The sequence below is a fragment of the Acinetobacter guerrae genome, from assembly GCF_009372255.1.
Classification (GTDB): Bacteria; Pseudomonadota; Gammaproteobacteria; order Pseudomonadales; family Moraxellaceae; genus Acinetobacter; species Acinetobacter guerrae.
This window is the reverse complement of record NZ_LXGN01000056.1, coordinates 265,502-284,601: the sequence shown is the minus strand read 5'-3', so window position 1 is coordinate 284,601 and position 19,100 is coordinate 265,502. Positions and strand designations below refer to the sequence as shown.

The window sequence follows — 19,100 nt, the reverse complement described above, 5'->3', positions numbered from 1 at the left end:
TAACGTCATTATGGCTTATTTGACAAAATTATTGACCAGCAGATTCTTCACATCGTCAACACGACCTGACATCAGTGCTTTAATCGCATACAGTGAAGTTGAGGAAACCTGATTGAGATTAGGATCGGGTGGCATCACCAATTCCATTGGGTTGGTATGCACATCCAGTAAAGCAGGCCCCTCATGTTTCAAGAAATTTTCCACTGCCTGCTCCAGTCCATCGCCATGTGTCACTGTCTGTCCATGCAAACCAATCACATTGGCAAGTTGACCAAAATCAGGATTAAGCAAATCGGTATAATGATCAAGTAATCCTTCAACCTTTTGTTCAAGTTCCACAAAATTTAGTGAACTATTATTAAAGACCACAATTTTGATCGGTAGTTTTTCCTGAATGGTGGTGAGTAAGTCACCAAGCAACATGGCTAATCCTCCATCGCCACACAAGGCAATAATTTGACGTTCTGGAAACGCTTTTTGTGCGCCCAAAGCCTGTGGCATGGCATTTGCCATCGTGCCATGTAATAAACTGGTAAAGGTACGGCGTTTTCCGTTGACATCCACATGACGTAACACCCAAACCATTGGGGAACCACCATCGCCAAAGAAGATCGCATCATCATCAGCATAACGATTCAATAATGACACCAGATATTGTGGATGGATTAAACCATCTTTACCCACTCTTTCCTCTTTATGTCGAGTTTCATCACTTTGGCGTTTTAATGCGAGACAATGATCCAGAAAATCTCGATCCTGCCGAGTTTCTAACAAGGGCAGCAAAGCATTTAAAGTGGATGAAATTTTACCAACTGCCCCAAGTGTAATTGGATGCCGTCGTCCCAAATGCGTTGGGTCAATATCGATTTGTAGAATTTTGGCATGGCTCGGATAATACTGCGCCCAAGCAAAATCAGCCCCTAGCAGGATTAATAAATCACAATCCATTAAGGTGTGATAACCCGCTTTATTACCAAAAATCCCCGTCATGCCCATGTTATAAGGATTGTCATATTCAACAAAATCTTTGGCGCGAGATGTATGCGCAATGGGTGCTTTTAATTTCTCAGCAAACGCCACCAGCTGATCATGCGCACCTTCGCAACCCGCCCCTGCATAAATTCCAATCTTTTGATGCTGTGAGATTAAGTCAACCATCTGATGAAGTTCAGCTTTATTTGGCAAAATATCAGGTTCAGCATGATGTGATATAAAAGGCAGACCTGCTTCAGCAGAAGCCTCACTAATGTTTGCAGGCACAATCACGACAGCGACACCGCGTTTATTCATCGCGGCCTGACAAGCCATGCTCATAATATGTCGGGCTTGTGAGGGTTGAGTAATTTCTTCGCAAAATACCGAGTTTTTCTCATATACCGATTTAAAATCGACATATTGTGGGAAATCAATAAATCCTGCCATTTCAGTCGAAATCTGACTGGCAATCAAAATCACAGGAGCACGATTTCGATGTGACTCATACAATCCGTTAATAAAATGCAAGCTGCCTGGCCCACATGACCCTGCACACGCAGTTAAATGACCACTCAGTAAGGCATCTGTCCCTGCTGCAAAACCGCCGACTTCTTCATGACGCACATGAATCCATTCAATGCTGCTTTTTGACATTGAATCGGTGACGTGGTTTAAAGTGTCTCCGACAATACCATAACAACGCTGTACACCAGCTTGTTCCAGTACTTCTATAATAATATCAGATACTTTTTGAGTACTCATTACGTGACTTCTCCAGTTTTTTTATCAAGAATAATGTCTCTTTTGTTTTTATACTGGTCTTGCAAGCCCATAATCGCCAGTAGGTTTTTGTGGCGTTATATAAACATCATGTAAGCTGAATCTTAAAATTTCACGACTCAATATTGTTGTATTTTGGCTTTAATTGAAACCTCATGAAACTTTCTGAATATTCTTTATTATTTTGTGCTATGGAGAGAATTCATTTTATTTTTGAGATAAAAACCAACATATAATGTGCAAAGATATTATTCATAAAAAAGCTAAAAGTTTCCAAAAAATATATAAATTGAATATATGAAATATGCTAAAACAGGATCTTGCTTAAAATTTACGCTTTGATGGATATTATAATGACACAGACTTATAAAGATGAAACGCTTGCGATACATGCAGGATATTCACCAGAACCGACAACCAAAGCTGTCGCTGTCCCAATTTATCAAACCACTTCTTATGCCTTTGATAATACACAACATGGGGCAGATTTATTTGATTTAAAAGTTCAGGGGAATATTTACACCCGTATTATGAATCCAACCACAGCGGTATTAGAACAACGTATTGCCGCACTCGAGGGCGGCATAGGCGCATTGGCTTTAGCTTCAGGTATGGCTGCAATTACCTACGCCATTCAAACTATTGCTGAGGCTGGAGACAATATTGCTTCGGTTTCTACGCTTTATGGCGGAACTTATAACCTGTTTGCACATACCCTTCCTAAACAGGGCATTGAGGTACGTTTTTTTGATTACCAACAGCCCGAGAGCCTTCGTCGCTTAATCGATGATAAAACCAAACTCGTATTTGTTGAATCGATTGGAAATCCACTGGGTAATATTATTGATCTGGAAGCCATTTCTAAAATCGCGCATGAATACGGTGTTCCTGTCATTGTCGATAATACTGTCGCCACGCCTGTGCTTCAAAAATCATTCGACTTTGGCGCAGATATTATTGTGCATTCGCTTACCAAGTATATTGGTGGTCACGGCAACAGTATCGGCGGTGTAGTCGTAGATAGCGGCAAGTTCCCGTGGGGACAGTATCCTGAGCGTTTTAAAGTTTTAAATACACCCGATCCAAGCTATCACGGTGTCAATTATGTCGAAGCTTTGGGTGCAGCCGCCTATATTGGTCGTGCCCGTGTTGTGCCATTACGCAATACTGGCGCAGCAATTAGCCCACTGAGTGTATTCCTTATTTTACAAGGGCTAGAAACCTTATCTTTACGTATGGAACGTCATACTGAAAATGCACTTAAAGTGGCTGAATATTTAAAGCAACACCCTAAAGTTAAATGGGTCAATTACGCAGGCTTAAAAGATCATCCACAGCATGCACTTGCACAAAAATACGTGAAAGGTAAACCCTCTGCGATTCTTTCATTTGGGGTACAAGATGGCCGCGAAGGTGGAACCCGCTTTATTGATGCACTGCAACTGTTCACGCGTTTGGTCAATATTGGCGATGCAAAAAGTCTGGCCTGCCATCCTGCGACTACAACACATCGCCAATTAAATGCAGAAGAACTTAGAGCAGCAGGTGTTAGCGAAGATATGGTTCGGTTATCTGTTGGGATTGAACATATTGATGATTTAATTGCTGATCTGGAACAAGCCTTAGCCACCGTTTAACAAAATATAATCAGTTGTGCTTAAGTCCGCCCACTGGTGGACTTTTTTATTTTGAATCTTGATATTTTTATGTTAAAAGTCTAGTAACCAGAGAATAAAATTAGAGCAATTACTCTAAAAACATTTGTAAATTCATATACTTAAATATAGACATTTTAAAAATTAAATCCAATAATAATGAACTAGACTTTGGTTGAATAAGATGTTCGCCAAAACTCAAGACGGTAAAAAAACAAGTAAAGCTTTCGGATTAATCTTCGAGCTCAGGGAAAAACGCGTGAATAAAAAACTTGAAACTCTTTTTCTAGAGAAAGTCCAAAATAAAGTCATTCTGATTACTGGCGCATCTAGTGGTATTGGTTTGACAGTCGCAAAAAAAATGGCATCAGCAGGCGCTCATGTCTTATTAGTGGCACGTACTCAAGAAACACTTGAACAAGTACAAACCGAGATAGTAAAAGCAGGTGGAAAGGCTTCAATCTTTCCGTGCGATTTAAGTGACATGGAAGCGATTGATCGCGTCGCCAAAGAGATTATGCAGAAGGTCGAACATATCGATATTCTAATTAATAATGCTGGACGCTCTATTCGTCGTGCTGTACATGAGTCAATCGATCGTTTCCACGATTTTGAACGTACCATGCAACTCAATTATTTTGGTGCTGTACGTCTAGTGTTAAATATTCTTCCGCATATGATCAATCGTAAAGGCGGTCAAATTATCAATATTAGCTCGATTGGTGTCCTCGCCAATGCAACGCGTTTTTCTGCTTATGTCGCGTCTAAAGCAGCACTAGATGCATTTAGCCGTTGTTTATCGGCCGAAGTACATTCACATAAAATTTCGATTACCTCGATCTACATGCCTTTGGTTCGCACACCAATGATTGCACCAACCAAAATTTATAACTATGTTCCAACGCTTTCACCCGAACAAGCCGCAGATCTCATTGCCTATGCTGTAGTAAAACGCCCTAAACGTATCGCGACAAATTTAGGTCGTTTAGCTTCGGTCACGTATTCGCTAGTCCCTGAGGTCAATAATTTATTAATGTCCATTGGCTTTAATTTGTTCCCAAGTTCCGATGCTGCAATTGGACAAAAACAAGAAAAACTAAACTGGATGCAAAAAGCATATGCTCGAATTTTCCCAGGAGAGCATTGGTAAGTTCGAATATATTGCTAAAATAAAAAACCGCCAGTTTGAATCAAACTGGCGGTTTTTTTATGGTGACTAAATTAAAAGATTACTTCGATCCTTTAATCCCTGCCTGTAACAACAATGCACCAAAACCACCGATTTTATTTTCTTGTGGTTTATCCTGTTTAGGACGTTGTGGTTTTTTCGATTGATCATTCTGACGAGCCGCTTGCGGACGTTTGCCCTGAGGTTTACGTTCTTCACGTTGCTCTTGTTGATCACGACGTGGTGGACGCTGTGATTTTGCAGGCGCCTGAGAACCCTCAGGACGCATACTTAAATTCACACGATTACGTTCAGCATCGACTGTAAGTACACGAACTTGTACGATTTGACCCGGTTTTACGACTTTATGCGGATCTGACACAAACTCATTTGCTAGCTCAGAGATATGCACTAAGCCATCCTGATGTACGCCAACGTCGACAAATGCGCCAAAGTTGGTCACGTTCGTCACCACCCCTTCAAGCTGCATACCTTCGGTCAACTGCGCAACTTCGGTAATGTCTTCACGGAATTTAGCTGTACGAAACTCTGGACGCGGATCACGACCCGGTTTTTCAAGCTCAGCCAAGACATCTTGAACAGTCGGTAAACCAAATGTTTCGTCTACAAATTCATCGGCTTTTACCTGACGAATAATTTCAGTATTGCCAATCATATCTTTTACTGTCGTCGCTTTAGCTTCGACAATTTTTTCGACCAAACCATAACTTTCTGGATGCACCGCAGATGCATCTAATGGCTCTGAACCATCTTGAATACGCAAGAAACCTGCCGCCTGTTCAAAAGTGCGTTCACCCAAACGTGGTACTTTTTTCAAAGCCTGACGATTTTCAAAACGACCGTTTTCTTTACGATATTCTACAATCTGTTGAGCAATCGCTTTATTTAAGCCTGCGATATATCCCAAAATAGCTGAAGAAGCAGTATTTACATCCACACCAACCGCGTTTACACAGTCCTCAACCACGGCATCTAGCGTTTTAGCCAAACCTGTCTGGTTCACATCATGCTGATATTGACCCACACCAATCGATTTTGGATCGATCTTAACCAGTTCAGCCAAAGGATCCTGCAAACGGCGGGCAATCGAAACTGCACCACGGATTGATACATCCAGCTCAGGAAGTTCAGCCGCAGCTAGCTCACTCGCTGAATAAACTGAAGCACCCGCCTCGCTGACTGAAACTCGTGTAAGTTTTAGATCAGGATTTGCAGCCATCATTTCTGCAACAACGGCCTCTGTTTCACGGCTAGCAGTACCATTCCCAATCGCAATCAAGTCGACGTTGTATTCACGACACAAACGTGCCAACTCAGTCATTGAGCCTTCTTTATCTTCTTTTGGTGCAAATGGATAAATAGTGCTGTGTGCCAAGACATCGCCTGCATCGCTTACGACCGCAAGTTTTACCCCAGTACGAATTCCAGGATCTACACCTAAAGTGGTACGCCCACCCGCTGGTGCAGACAATAATAAATGACGCAAGTTTTCAGCAAAAACATCCATCGCTTCTGCTTCAGCATTTAAACGCTTTTCGGTCAATAATGAATGTTCAATTTGCGGACGAAGTTTACCTAACCAAAATAATTTTGCCGTTTGCTTGAGGAAATCCTGACGTGCTTGCGGTTGAACTTGATCGAGATTGTATTCTGTTTCAATTCGTGCCAATGGCGCATCATCTTCACCATCAACTTTTAAACCCAATACATTTTCTTGACGACCACGTAACATAGCCAACAAACGGTGCGAAGGGACTTTATTTAGATTTTCAGAAAACTCAAAGTAGTCACGGAATTTTTTACCTACTTCTTTTTTCTCGTCAGAAGCAACAGTGCTTTTTAAAATAGCAGTTTTGGCAAAAAGTGCTTTGAGCTCAGTCGTTAGCGCAATATTTTGTGCCCATTCGTCAATAATAATATGCTGTACAGCATCCAGTTGGCTTTCTAAATCTGGATAGTCTTCATGGCTAAAGCCTGTCAATGCATCCGCAAGTTCAATATTTTCGTTTAGAATTTTTTCTGCGGCTGGTCCAAGACCTGCTTCTTTGGCCTTAAACGATTTACTGGTTCGTTTTGGACGATACGGCGCATAGATTTCTTCTAACGCATTTTTGGTTTCAGCCGCATTAACACGGGCCAATAAATCATCTGATAATTTATCTTGTTCTTTTAAAGACTCAATAACTTTTTCACGGCGTTCGTACAAATCACGCAAATAAGCCAAACGAGTATCCAACTGACGCAGTTGCGTATCATCCAAGCCCTGCGTTACTTCTTTACGGTAACGTGCGATAAATGGAACACTGGCGCCTTCATCAATTAAACGAATGGCAGCTTCTACTTGGTTTGGACGTACGGCAAGTTCGCTTGCCAACTGCTGAACTAAGTCAGTCATCGTATCTGATTCCACAAGGCTAAAGTTTCAAAGCACTGATTATAAAGACCGAGTCTATAAAATCCACAATTGTTTTGCGTATTAAAAACGAAATTTTGAATCAAACCTGCATTTTTTTCAATTTTTAGGCATTTTTATTTGACCTAGCTCAATCTTTTCCCTAAAAAAGTCATATTTTCCCAAAACCCGCTTCATCAAATCCAGAATTCAGCGCTTCTGCCAATCCAGTTTCGGTAGAAATAAAGTCTTCTAATTTCTATAAACTCACATTTAGATATCAGCCCATGAGTATAATCTAAGATTGAAAATAAGAAGATTAAACTCCACACAAGTAAATTTAATTAAAAAAACAAAGATTTAAACAAAAAAATGACACATATAACATGATAAAATCAAATTCATAAAAAACTGCAAAATCTACGGCAGCAAAATCGCTTTAACATGTTGTTTTTTGGTTTCAAATCACGCGGAAAATTGTAATTTTGAGCAAATTGATACATAGTCTTAATAAGACTATCCGCATTATACTGCAATGATCCAATAAGCTATAAATATTGACTTAAATTAAGGGAGTACATCATGAGTTTAGTTGTACCTGCTGAAAATAATGAAGCTGTACAAAACGAAACCGACCGTGTCGAGCGCATTTTGGTGGTCGATGATGATGTGCGTTTACGCACCCTTTTACAACGGTTCCTTGAAGATAAAGGTTTTGTCGTTAAAACTGCGCACGATGCGACCCAAATGGATCGCTTGTTGCAACGCGAATTATTTTCCTTGATTGTTCTGGATTTCATGCTACCTGTTGAAGATGGCTTAAGTATTTGTCGCCGTTTACGCCAGTCTAATATTGATACTCCAATTATTATGCTCACCGCTCGAGGCAGTGATTCAGATCGTATTGCAGGTCTGGAAGCGGGGGCTGATGATTATCTGCCAAAACCATTTAATCCAAATGAGTTATTAGCACGTATTCGTGCAGTGTTACGTCGTCAAGTGCGTGAAGTTCCAGGTGCGCCAAGCCAACAAATGGAAGTGGTCAGCTTCGGTCCTTGGTCACTGGATTTATCTACTCGTACCCTGACCCGTGAAGGTCAAGTCGTGACTTTAACCACTGGTGAGTTTGCTGTTCTTAAAGCATTGGTACAACATCCACGTGAACCACTCACACGCGATAAGCTGATGAATCTGGCACGCGGTCGTGAATGGGGGGCAATGGAACGTTCAATCGATGTTCAAGTATCACGTTTACGTCGCCTCATTGAAGAAAACCCTGCACGTGCACGTTATATTCAAACCGTTTGGGGCGTAGGCTATGTATTTGTACCAGATGGTGCTGAATAACTTACCCACTGCTTTAGGATAATGCATTGAAGCCAGACCCAGTCAGTCCACAGGACTATACTGATTTTGTAGCCTACTCAGAGCGTAAACGTACGCGCTGGGAACGATTTCTTGACAAAATAAAACCACGCTCTGCTGCCATGCGTACAGCAGTGCTGGTGGGTTTCGTGGTTATTTTTAGTTTAGTGATGTCACTTTGGTTTTTCTGGCGCACTCTTTATTTGCCTGAAATTCAACAACATGCACGCTACTTAGCAGTTGAATTAGAGTTAGTCAACAATCCTGACATTCGTATTTTTCATCGCAATAATGAAGTTGATATAGATACATGGCTGAAAAATCGGATTGGGATCGAATACATTACCGATCCCAAAGAGTATCCCAATGTTCGCAACAAAGTGATCGCGGATTTCTTTACCAATAATGTCGAAGATAAGCTTGCCAAAGAACTCAATGTCAAAGACGTAACAGTCTATTTTCAATTTAAACCTAGTCCACGCATCTGGATTCAAACACCAGAAATGAATGGAAATTGGGTTCGTGAGCCGCTTAAAACCTATGCGAATTATAGTCCTGAGTTAATTTTCGGTTGGTTGCTTGGCGTACCTATCATTGCCAGTATTATTATTTTAACGCTCGTTCGACAATTAAACCGCCCATTACGCCGTTTACAGAATGCCGCCAATGAATATAGTAAAACAGGTAAAGCTCCATATCTTGAAACGAATCATGGCCCACAAGAAATTCGCCAAGTGAATCAGGCTTTTAATCATATGATTTATACCCTTGAGCAAACTGAACGTGATCGCCGTATTATGTTGGCTGGTATATCGCATGATTTAAGAACGCCATTGACCCGAATTCGCTTAACAGCCGAAATGCTGCCCGATGAATTTTTCCGTGAAGGTTTAATTTATGATGTCGATGATATGGACGCCATTTTAAATCAGTTTATTTCTTATATGCGTGATGGTTCAGATGAAGAACTTCGCGAAACCAATATCAATATCTTGTTACAAGAATTGGTCGTGCAATTTAAGCCACTGGATATTCGCTTTCAGGCGCAGGACGTGCCGATTATTCCTGCACGTAGTTTGTCTTTAAAACGTCTGATTGCCAATCTGATCAATAATGCGAAACGTTATGGCGCCGAACCAATTGAATTGAGTGCGCATGTGGAAAATGAATATATTTTAATCAGTGTTGCAGATCATGGTGAAGGTATTCCCGAAGACCAAATCGAAGAGTTGATGCAGCCATTTGTTCGTGGCAACGCCGCACGTACAGTACAGGGCAGTGGTTTAGGACTTGCTATCGTCAAACGAATTGTAGATATTCATCAAGGCGAATTACTGATTCATAATCGTCCACAAGGCGGGCTTGAAGCGATTATTTCTTTGCCATTACCCAAACACTTACAAGAAGAAATATTACCGGCCAATCCACTCAATAAAATCAAGCAGACCTTGTCAGATCGCTTCTAAGACTTTTGTCTAAAAAAACAACAAACAATTCAGTCAGACCATTAAATGATCATTTTTTATTTGTTAAAAATCAATTACTTGTAATCATAAATAATATTTATACCCACATTTATTATAAAAATTAGACCTTAGCCTAACAAGCCTCCATATCTATTGCAGAGTAGGTACAATCCCCTCCTATGTAATAAACAAGATTGAGAGTAAGCCATGTCTTTAGATCGTATTCGATTAGCCTCCCTCCATGACAAAGTGATCAGTGCCGATCAGGCAGCTGAATTTATCCAAGACGGCATGACAGTCGGTATGAGTGGTTTTACTCGTGCAGGTGAAGCGAAAGCTGTTCCACAAGCTTTGGTTCATCGCGCCAAAATCAATCCTTTAAAAATCACCTTAATTACAGGTGCCAGTTTAGGTAATGATTTAGACAAACAACTAACCGAAGCAGGTGTTTTGGCTCGTCGTTTGCCTTTCCAAGTCGACAATACTCTACGCCGTGCCATCAATAATGGCGAAGTGATGTTTATCGATCAGCATTTGTCTGAAACTGTTGAACAAATGCGTAATCTACAATTAAAACGTCCTGATGTCGCTGTCATTGAAGCGATTGCAATTACTGAAGATGGCGGCATTATCCCAACAACTTCTGTAGGCAACTCTGCTAGCTTTGCAATTTTTGCAGAAAAAGTAATTGTAGAAATCAATACCTCTTTAAGCGAAGCTTTTGAAGGTTTACACGATATCTATATTCCAACTTATCGTCCTACGCGTCAGCCAATTCCACTGACTAAAGTCGATGAACGTATTGGTACAACAGCAATCCAGATCGATCCAGCAAAAATTGTTGGTATCGTATTTAATGACACTGCTGATTCACCATCCACTGTGACATTGCCAGATGACGAAACTCAAGGTATTGCCAATCACCTCATCACTTTCTTTGAAAAAGAAGTGGCAGAAGGTCGTTTGCCTACAAATCTTGGTCCATTACAAGCGGGTATTGGTTCAATCGCAAATGCCGTACTTACAGGTCTAAAAGATTCTAATTTTGAAGATCTAGTCATGTATTCAGAAGTATTACAGGACTGTACATTCGAACTAATTGATGCAGGAAAAATGAAATTTGCATCAGGTAGCTCAATCACGCTTTCTGCAAAATGTGGTGAAAAAGTCTTTGGTAATATTGAAGCCTATAAAGATAAACTGGTATTACGTCCTCAGGAAATTTCAAATCATCCAGAGTTGGTACGCCGTTTAGGTATTATCGGGATCAACACTGCTCTTGAATTTGACATCTATGGCAACGTGAACTCAACACACGTTTGCGGTACAAAAATGATGAATGGTATTGGTGGTTCAGGCGACTTTGCCCGTAATGCTCATTTAGCCATTTTTGTAACCAAGTCAATTGCTAAAGGTGGCGATATTTCTTCAATCGTCCCAATGGTTTCTCATGTCGACCATAGCGAACACGATGTCGATATCCTAGTGACTGAACAAGGTCTGGCTGACTTACGTGGATTAGCACCACGTGAGCGCGCTCGTGTCATCATTGATAATTGTGTACATCCACTTTATCAAGGGGCTTTAAATGACTACTTCGATCGTGCATGTGCTAAAGGTGGTCATACTCCACATATCCTACGTGAAGCATTGTCATGGCATAGCAACTTTGAAGAAACTGGTCATATGCTGGTTGCAGAAGCTCAGGCAAAATCTGCTTAATCTCCAGATTTAATCAGTTAAAAAAGCACCCTACTGCCCTTGGGTGCTTTTTTTATATAGATATTCTTTAGCGACTTATCAAATAGATTATTTTCGATTATCTTAAAGCAATACAATAACAAGTAGAAAATTCCATGTTTATGATTCGCCAATTTATCCAGTCCGATCTTGATGATGTCATTCATCTTTGGGAAATTTGTGGACTAACCCGCCCGTGGAATAATCCAGAAATTGATATTTTCCGTAAACTGGTTCAACAAGATGATCTGTTTCTAGTCGCAATCAAAGATGAACAATTAATAGCTGTATTAATGGGTGGTTATGACGGGCATCGAGGTTGGATGAACTATCTCGCAGTACATCCTCAACATCAACGTCTAGGCATTGCAACTGCATTAGTTCAACAGCTTGAAAAACGTTTAATTGCGCGTGGTTGCCCTAAATTACAGCTTTTGGTACGCAAAGATAATCTGGAGATACAAAGCTTCTACGAAGAATTGGATTATGAAGAAGAAGAGGTAATTTGTCTGGGGAAACGTCTGATTCAGGATTAAGTTTTTTATAAGCGATTAAGCCAATGAAATGACTAAGGTTTTAAATGCCAATTAAATACAGATAAGATGACAATTATTAAAATAAGTATCTGATTAAAATTAAGCCTGAATTTTTACTCATCAGGGGAAATTAGATATGAAAATTAAAATTTTATGCTGTGCCATGCTTTCTCTCGCCGCATCTAATATTGTTCAAGCTGAGGTCAATACCAAAGCCTTTACCACTACAGAACTTAAAGCACTAAGCTGTACAGACCTAAGTGTCGAAAAAACCAATGCAAAACGTGAACTTGCAACTGCTGAAAAAAATCTAACGAATATCCAGACTGAAACACCGAATAAAACCATTAGTAAATGGGCTGGTGTAGCCAGTGGGGCTTTAAGTGCTTTCGGCGGAAAATCTGAAAATGCAGCTAAGGCCAAAGATATGGCCAACAGTTTGGTGGGTTCAGAAGATACATCGGACGAAAATAATCTAAAACTACAACAAGCACTTAAAAATAAAGCTCAAACCAATATCGAAAATATTGAGACTTACCAAAAAAGTAAAAAGTGCAAACTATAATGCAGTGCAAAAATTGGTCACATAATTAATTTCAATAAATATCATGTTTTGACTCTGGCCAAGTTCCTATTTTTTTCGGTTCTTGGCTTTTTTTTTAATTAAATCTAGAATTTTATTAATTTTGAGAATCGAATCGCCATTAATTAATAATTTTGCCTGCAATGATTACACAGACCAATTATTAGAATGCTATATCAAACCTTATTCATCAATTTGGCCACAGAGAAAAGTACACTATGTAAAACATTTGGGTTCTTGTAGCTGTTAGCATGGTCATATCCATTGATTTCAAAAACTTGTAAGATTTTATCACGAAGTACATCTTGAGCCGATTGATGACAGACTGTTCCATCACCAGCTCCCGTAGCAGGGTTAGGTGCTACACGCAATTTAAATATAACATCCTCTTTTCCTTCTCTTTTGATGCGTCGTTCACCATCTTCATTAAACAGTTCTTTATCCCATCCATCATTAGAAGAGCCACTTGCTGTAAAAATGAGATTCGACATTTTTTGTATAGGTTGCCCAGTAGTCTCCCCTCCAGAAGAGGTGTCTTCCAACGTTTTATCGGGAGTTGTATTTTTAGCAGTAGTGAGACGAGCAATACCAGTGTATTCGATCAGATCATCTTCAGTCTCAATTTCTAAGATTTGATCTGTTTCCCACACAACCTCACTAAATGCGAGATATTTCGTATCATTGCCATAGTGGGAATAACAATTATCATGATAACTATCAGAGATTGCCCCTTGGAAGTCTTGAACCACTCCTAAGTTTTTAATTAATGCATCCTGCAAACTTAAATCCAAATCAGACTTTGTTGGTTTTTTTACTTCCTTATTCGCCTCTTGCTTAGCTTTTACTTCTGCGATATTGCCGAATTCAACTGGCATCTTCTCAGGCTTAGGAAATGCTTCATTTCTAATGGATTGATTGGGATCAAGGAAATCCGTATTGATCATCCTCCACCAAGTATCCGTTCTGTAGTAAATTTCGGAATATGGATCGCTCTTTGGTAAGGTAGCGGTGATAGTTTTACCATTCTTATTTTTTGCGATAAGTTTTAACCAAGGTTTTACTTTCACTGTTGGGTTGTCATCATGGGTGGTCATAAAGTTTGGAAATGGCAATAGTTCAAGCCCACCCGGTGCATTGCCGAGTACTGGGGTTAATTTTGCAGAGGTTGCTCCAAAAACGTGTTTAGCAATACTATCTACAAAATTACCTGTAACTTCCTTACCATCCCAACCATTGGCCAACCGCTTATAGACTGTTGGTGCTCCACTGGCTGGCATTACACCATGAACAACACCCAAAATATCCCCAGCCACTTCAGCATCTTGGATTAATGCTCTAGTGACTAGGCCACCCATGGAGTGTGTGACGATGATATATTTCTTAAAGGTGGCTTTTGGAAATTCTTTGGCAATCTGTGGCTTAACCATTGAATTTAGTCTTACTTTCACAGATTTTGCTGAAACACTGTTGCATTGCAACCAATTATATCCCAGTGCAAATACAGGGAATGCATAGTCAGCCAATTTTTCAAATTCTTCTTTTTTTAAAAATTCAAAAACTTTCGCGGGATTAAAGAGTTGCTTAAGTTCATCTTTTTGTTGTGCGGTTGATTCAGGTATCTCTGTTATGTGTTGCCATGGTTCAGACCCAGCAAAGCCATCCCTGTCTTCGTTATGAGAATTATTAGCAGCTTGAGATCTGATTAATTGGCTATTCAGGAACTTCTCTAAAAAAACCAACCCTTCACCGTAACCATCCCAATAAACTGTGCCCCAGCCTCTTGCTCGGGCTTCTTTCTCACCAAATCTTTTAATTGCTTTCTTTTTGATGTTTATATCACCCTCATTGCTAACAGAAGTAGTTTTTGGATCTAGCTCAGTCTGTCGAGTTTTAGCAGATCTAAAAAACTTTCCATAGAAAGCTGCACCAGCCCCTGCAAGCAATCCGTTAGGTGGAAACCAAACTTTCTTTCCTTTATCATTCATTATATTGGAACCCATTATACCCGGAATAAATATGATAGGAATAACGTATTTAGGACCTAAAACCGCATGAGTAAGTGTTTCATTTGAAGTCGGTGTTGTTGTGGATTCAAAACTATCACCTTTTTGTTTTTGTGGTGCTTTATCTATAGCCATTTGAGTTCCTAAAATTTTTTAATTGAATTTAAAATGAATTCATAAAGTTGAATGGTCTCTTTTTCATGCAAACTCGATGTTTTGATATTATTGCCATCAAAACCACTATCTACATCAAGCTGTATCGCTGGATCTAACGCATTTTGCACTGTACCAGCATGTTCCCAAGTCGCGATTGCACCGTTTTGACCTTGCATAGGCGCTTGTGACAACCACTCTTGACCCGTGAGTTGATCACCGCCAGTCTGATTTTTATTTCCTTTGCGTATGGTCTTAAAGCTTGATGTGGTGAGGCTATAAATTCCTCGTTCTTTTAGATTGCTTTTTATTGTTGTGATTAAGTCAGCTTGCGGATTCAACAATGCTTCAGCCTCTAAACTCATTTTTACTGATGGATAGCCAGATAAATCAAAAGGTAGGGTATTGGTGCTTTTTCGGAATTCTCGCCCATCATCCAGAATAAATCCATTGGTGATGCATATGCCTTTATCCTTTGGGATAGTGTTATTACTCCTAGCACTTATAGAATCAATTAAGCTATTGAACTCAGCTGTAACTAAATCCTTATTTTCCTTAACATAACTAATTTCAATCTTAAATAAGGTACCTCGATCTAAAACAAACCCAAAAAGATCCATTGGACCTCTTGGATGTGAACCAAATTTACCACTAAATATTTTTATTGTTTTTGTGCCAGATACTTTAGTGGGTAACTCGAAAATGACCTTTCTAACACCTAAATTTCCGCTATACCTTTCAAAAGCACTTTTATATTCATAATTCAATTTAGCTGTATTTGCATTTATATAGCTTGTAATTTGAAAAGAGTTATAAAAATCCGTACCGCCAGTTAAAACAGCATTTTTTGGTAATTTAAAAGTGTATCGCCCAACACACCAATCTTTGGTATTTTTTAGATCAAGCATTGAATTGGTTTCCTCATTATTTTGTGCTGGAGAACAACCTGAAAATAAAATGACAGCTGAAAATAAAAAAGCAGCTTTAAAATTTTTATTCATGGTGTTTATCCGTTGGTTACTTAATGTTTTATTAAAATCTGTTAAAAAGCTCAATTTAAAATATTTTCTTTAATCTGCGTGTCCTAAAATCTCTAGCACCACTTTACCCATTGATAGTGACGTAGCTTTTTCGGTCTTACCCTCACTATCGGTCACGCCAGTGACCACTTTGCCATCTGCTGTTGTCATTTTATATTTTATGTTTGGCAAAGGTTTTCCAGTTCTATTTTTAACGATATATTGCTCATCATAATCCATCTGTAATTGTGGCATTGCGGCAAGATCACTAGATAAAGAAGCACCACTCATAGTTTTAATTTGACCAGCCTTTAGTGTCATCAAACCCGGACACGCAATATCAATATTGCCACCTTCGAGTTTGATATATCCGCCACCAGCAGTGATTAAAACACCCTTGCCACTCTCAACTTTTACATAATCATTCACCGCATAGACATGCATAAGCTCTTGAGAGGAAATTGTCATCACATCATCTTGGGCCTGAATTTCGACTGGACCTTTACCCGCTTTAATTTTTATTCCAGCCGTTTTTGCAAAAATACTTATTTTTTCAAGAGCATTTGCTAAGAAGTTGCGACCTGCAAAGAATTGAACACTACTTGGGGTACTAGTATCAATGTTGGCTTGAGCTTGAGTTAATATGCCTTTTTGACTGTCCAGAAGCATTGTATCTGCAGAATGAGCGATTAAATATTGTGTTGAATCTGAATCGCTCCATTCTGGAAGTGTGGATTCAAGTTCTACATGTTGTTCAATTTCCGGATCATCCACCAGATGGGCAGTTGCAGCTTTTTTAATAGCTTCATTTGTGACATGTGTAACTTTTAGATTTGCTTGAATTTCAGCACGATCTAGATGTTTGCCTTTTGCATTTTCTGAAACAGTTGTAGTGATGAGTATGCCTTTACCACCACGTATAGCACCATGAGCATCTGAACGTAATTCAAATCCCTCACCACGACCCTCACTTGTCGCGATTTCTTTCGGATGGCTCAAATTTCCTAAGTTAAGCTGTGTTACTCCATGACTACTGTGTAATTGTGCGCTGATCTGTCCAGTAGTATCGTCAAAGCGAAGTTGATTAAATCCTTCACCATTTACTTCTTTTGAACGAATACCACTGAGTTTTTTGGTATCGGGCAATTGTCCTTTGATATCAAACTTAGTTGGATTTCGCTCTGCTTCATGGATTCGACCAGTAACGAATGGCCGATCTATATTTCCATCAAAGAAGTCAATTACAACCAATTCATCTTTACGCGGTAAGAATCTAGCACCGTAGCCTTCACCCGCCCAAGGGGTAAGCACATCCACCCAAGCTGAGTCGGTATCATTGTCATTTGAACCTGCACCACCATCATGATGATGATCATCTGTACGGGTGAATAAGAAACGAACTTTAATCCGTCCCCATTCATCCACATGAATTTCTTCACCATCTGTAGTGACTTTGGCTCTTTGTACATATGCAGTAGCGCGATGTTGTAGAGGATCATATTCAGGAACAACGGCAATACTTCTACGCACCACCATCAATTCATTGGCTTGACGTTCTTGTTCGCTGTCTTTACTTGTTTGCCAATGACTGAGTATAAGCAAATTTTCAACTTGATCTTTGATGTCTTTCGGAATGTTGTTTTGATTGTAAAAGTGCTTATTTAGTATCAAAAACTCACGATCATCCGAACTATGATTTTTTTCAAGCTCTGGATGATCGGAGAGTTGAAACCAGTAACCGACTTGACTATCACGGACACTGCTGCGTGCTGTGAAGTATTTGGCTTGTAAGGCTTGGTACTGGTTCATTTGTTTATTCAACTTATCAAGTTGATTATTGGCTGATTTTGTGGCTTGATCTTTACCTTTAAGATCACTGATCCATGCAGGGGAGATACTCCATGCTTGTTCTAGGCTTAAACTTTCATTGTCCCTATTGGAACTGTGTTTATGTGAACTGAGTACTGATCCACTGGCATCTTCTTGACTTAAGCTATCAGCTTGCCAACGCTGTACGTGTATCGCTGTAGGTTGTAAACTACGTTGTGCGATAAAACTAGTAATACTGTCATATTGTTCAGTCGCATTTGAACGATGGTAGCGAATGGTTCTACGCTCAAGCGATTGAAATTGAGCGTTATCATCAATTAAACGTAGTTTTTGTGCTTCAATACTTTGGCTATTACTCGATACAATATAACTAGCCTCATCAATAAGCCAATTAATTGATTCCTCACGCATTAATCGGGTTAGGTATGCATAATCGCTTTCGTTTGACTGCATCGAAAATGGACGGATATCATAAGTCTTGGTTAAACCACTCGTGTCTAGTTTTAAACTTGAAGCAAATAATGAACTTATAGACTGCCATTCTTTGAAAATTACTTCAATAATTTCAACAACATTCTTATTCATGAATACACGACTGTTACGTCGTTTATGCCATAAGCTTGTTGGGTCTTGCATTGTCAAGCGGTATAGACTCAAAGCACCATCAGATTGTCCTTGCGAAGCACCTGTGATAATACCAGTTGTTCTAAACAATCTACCTGAGTCAGTCACTTGATCCACTGCCACTTGGCAGCCAATGAACTGCTTAAGTTCTATGAATGGATTCGTTGATAGGCAGATTAATTCTGCTGACAATCCTTCATTCACACCATGGTAACCATCAATGCGCTGTAGCATCATTTGAGAATTGAGTTGTGAATTAGAAAATTGTGCGCTAATGGCGCTTTTTTTTGTTCCAATGCTTAATTTATCTAATATATTGTAAATATTATGCAGCATGGTTTTTTCGCGGTGTCTGTTATTTATTCCTATCTTAGAAAAAGGGGACGTACAAATCTTGTCACTTCCCACTTTATTTTTAGTATAAAAAACAATCTAGATTATAGAAATTAAATAAGGGGAGATGCCTTAGTTTTGCGTTTTAGTTCGGTCCTACAATCAAATTTATAAATACTTGATTAATCCATCTTGAATTGTATCTAAAATTAAATTGACGTTTAAATGATCACGGCATTATCCGAAAAAATCTTCAATTTTCTCAGTGTTCTATTGTTGGAAATCAAAACTCTGGTAATCTGAACAGATCGAACCCAAGTATTAGACCTCTTTCATAAATCAAAAAATGCTCATCTTTTTGTTCAATATTCATCCTGCAAAATTTATGCTTTTCAAACATAATCAACCGATGAAATATCTCGACTCAAAGAAGCTCTCTGATTCTCAGTTTAAACGT

At 39.4% G+C, this 19,100-nt stretch carries 12 protein-coding genes; 7 read left to right on the top strand and 5 right to left on the bottom strand.

Features of this window, described 5'->3' with window-relative positions; translation table 11 throughout:
- Nucleotides 1-15: 15 nt before the first annotated feature.
- Nucleotides 16-1,737 (bottom strand): thiamine pyrophosphate-dependent enzyme, encoded by a 1,722-nt coding sequence (locus A7A69_RS14685; protein ID WP_151979951.1) that lies wholly within the window; start codon nucleotides 1,735-1,737, stop codon nucleotides 16-18.
- Between the two features lie 371 nt (nucleotides 1,738-2,108).
- On the opposite strand from A7A69_RS14685, the gene A7A69_RS14680 reads away from it, so the two are divergent.
- Together A7A69_RS14680 and A7A69_RS14675 are read left to right on the top strand one after the other, a co-directional pair.
- The gene (locus tag A7A69_RS14680) at nucleotides 2,109-3,392 is read left to right on the top strand and encodes an O-acetylhomoserine aminocarboxypropyltransferase/cysteine synthase family protein (RefSeq protein ID WP_152878324.1); all 1,284 of its coding nucleotides are present in this window, start codon (nucleotides 2,109-2,111) and stop codon (nucleotides 3,390-3,392) included.
- A 277-nt stretch (nucleotides 3,393-3,669) separates the two neighbouring features.
- Nucleotides 3,670-4,560, top strand: coding sequence for an SDR family NAD(P)-dependent oxidoreductase (locus A7A69_RS14675; protein WP_120370179.1), 891 nt, complete (start codon nucleotides 3,670-3,672; stop codon nucleotides 4,558-4,560).
- Nucleotides 4,561-4,639: 79 nt separating this feature from the next.
- On the opposite strand, the gene A7A69_RS14670 is transcribed toward A7A69_RS14675, so the two are convergent.
- The gene (locus A7A69_RS14670) at nucleotides 4,640-6,994 is read right to left on the bottom strand and encodes a Tex family protein (protein ID WP_152878322.1); all 2,355 of its coding nucleotides are present in this window, start codon (nucleotides 6,992-6,994) and stop codon (nucleotides 4,640-4,642) included.
- Nucleotides 6,995-7,573: 579 nt separating this feature from the next.
- On the opposite strand from A7A69_RS14670, the gene ompR reads away from it, so the two are divergent.
- The 5 genes from ompR (at nucleotide 7,574) to A7A69_RS14645 (ending at nucleotide 12,663) form a co-directional block, all read left to right on the top strand.
- Nucleotides 7,574-8,338, top strand: a complete 765-nt coding sequence (gene ompR / locus A7A69_RS14665; RefSeq protein ID WP_120370134.1) for an osmolarity response regulator transcription factor OmpR — start codon at nucleotides 7,574-7,576, stop codon at nucleotides 8,336-8,338.
- A 26-nt stretch (nucleotides 8,339-8,364) separates the two neighbouring features.
- The gene (locus tag A7A69_RS14660) at nucleotides 8,365-9,822 is read left to right on the top strand and encodes an ATP-binding protein (protein WP_120370133.1); all 1,458 of its coding nucleotides are present in this window, start codon (nucleotides 8,365-8,367) and stop codon (nucleotides 9,820-9,822) included.
- A gap of 207 nt (nucleotides 9,823-10,029) precedes the next feature.
- Nucleotides 10,030-11,544 (top strand): acetyl-CoA hydrolase/transferase family protein, encoded by a 1,515-nt coding sequence (locus A7A69_RS14655; protein WP_120370132.1) that lies wholly within the window; start codon nucleotides 10,030-10,032, stop codon nucleotides 11,542-11,544.
- A 134-nt stretch (nucleotides 11,545-11,678) separates the two neighbouring features.
- Nucleotides 11,679-12,098 carry a GNAT family acetyltransferase gene (locus tag A7A69_RS14650; RefSeq protein ID WP_120370131.1) on the top strand — a complete coding sequence of 140 codons (420 nt, stop codon included), beginning with the start codon at nucleotides 11,679-11,681 and terminating at the stop codon, nucleotides 12,096-12,098.
- A gap of 136 nt (nucleotides 12,099-12,234) precedes the next feature.
- Nucleotides 12,235-12,663, top strand: coding sequence for a hypothetical protein (locus A7A69_RS14645; protein WP_151979949.1), 429 nt, complete (start codon nucleotides 12,235-12,237; stop codon nucleotides 12,661-12,663).
- A 194-nt stretch (nucleotides 12,664-12,857) separates the two neighbouring features.
- Here A7A69_RS14645 and A7A69_RS14640 read toward each other — a convergent pair whose 3' ends face one another.
- From A7A69_RS14640 to A7A69_RS14630, 3 genes are all read right to left on the bottom strand, one after another.
- Nucleotides 12,858-14,819 (bottom strand): esterase/lipase family protein, encoded by a 1,962-nt coding sequence (locus A7A69_RS14640; protein ID WP_152878320.1) that lies wholly within the window; start codon nucleotides 14,817-14,819, stop codon nucleotides 12,858-12,860.
- 8 nt (nucleotides 14,820-14,827) lie between these two features.
- Nucleotides 14,828-15,838 (bottom strand): T6SS immunity protein Tli4 family protein, encoded by a 1,011-nt coding sequence (locus tag A7A69_RS14635; RefSeq protein ID WP_152878318.1) that lies wholly within the window; start codon nucleotides 15,836-15,838, stop codon nucleotides 14,828-14,830.
- Nucleotides 15,839-15,907: 69 nt separating this feature from the next.
- Nucleotides 15,908-18,646 (bottom strand): type VI secretion system Vgr family protein, encoded by a 2,739-nt coding sequence (locus A7A69_RS14630; RefSeq protein WP_152878316.1) that lies wholly within the window; start codon nucleotides 18,644-18,646, stop codon nucleotides 15,908-15,910.
- Between the last annotated feature and the right edge of the window lie 454 nt (nucleotides 18,647-19,100).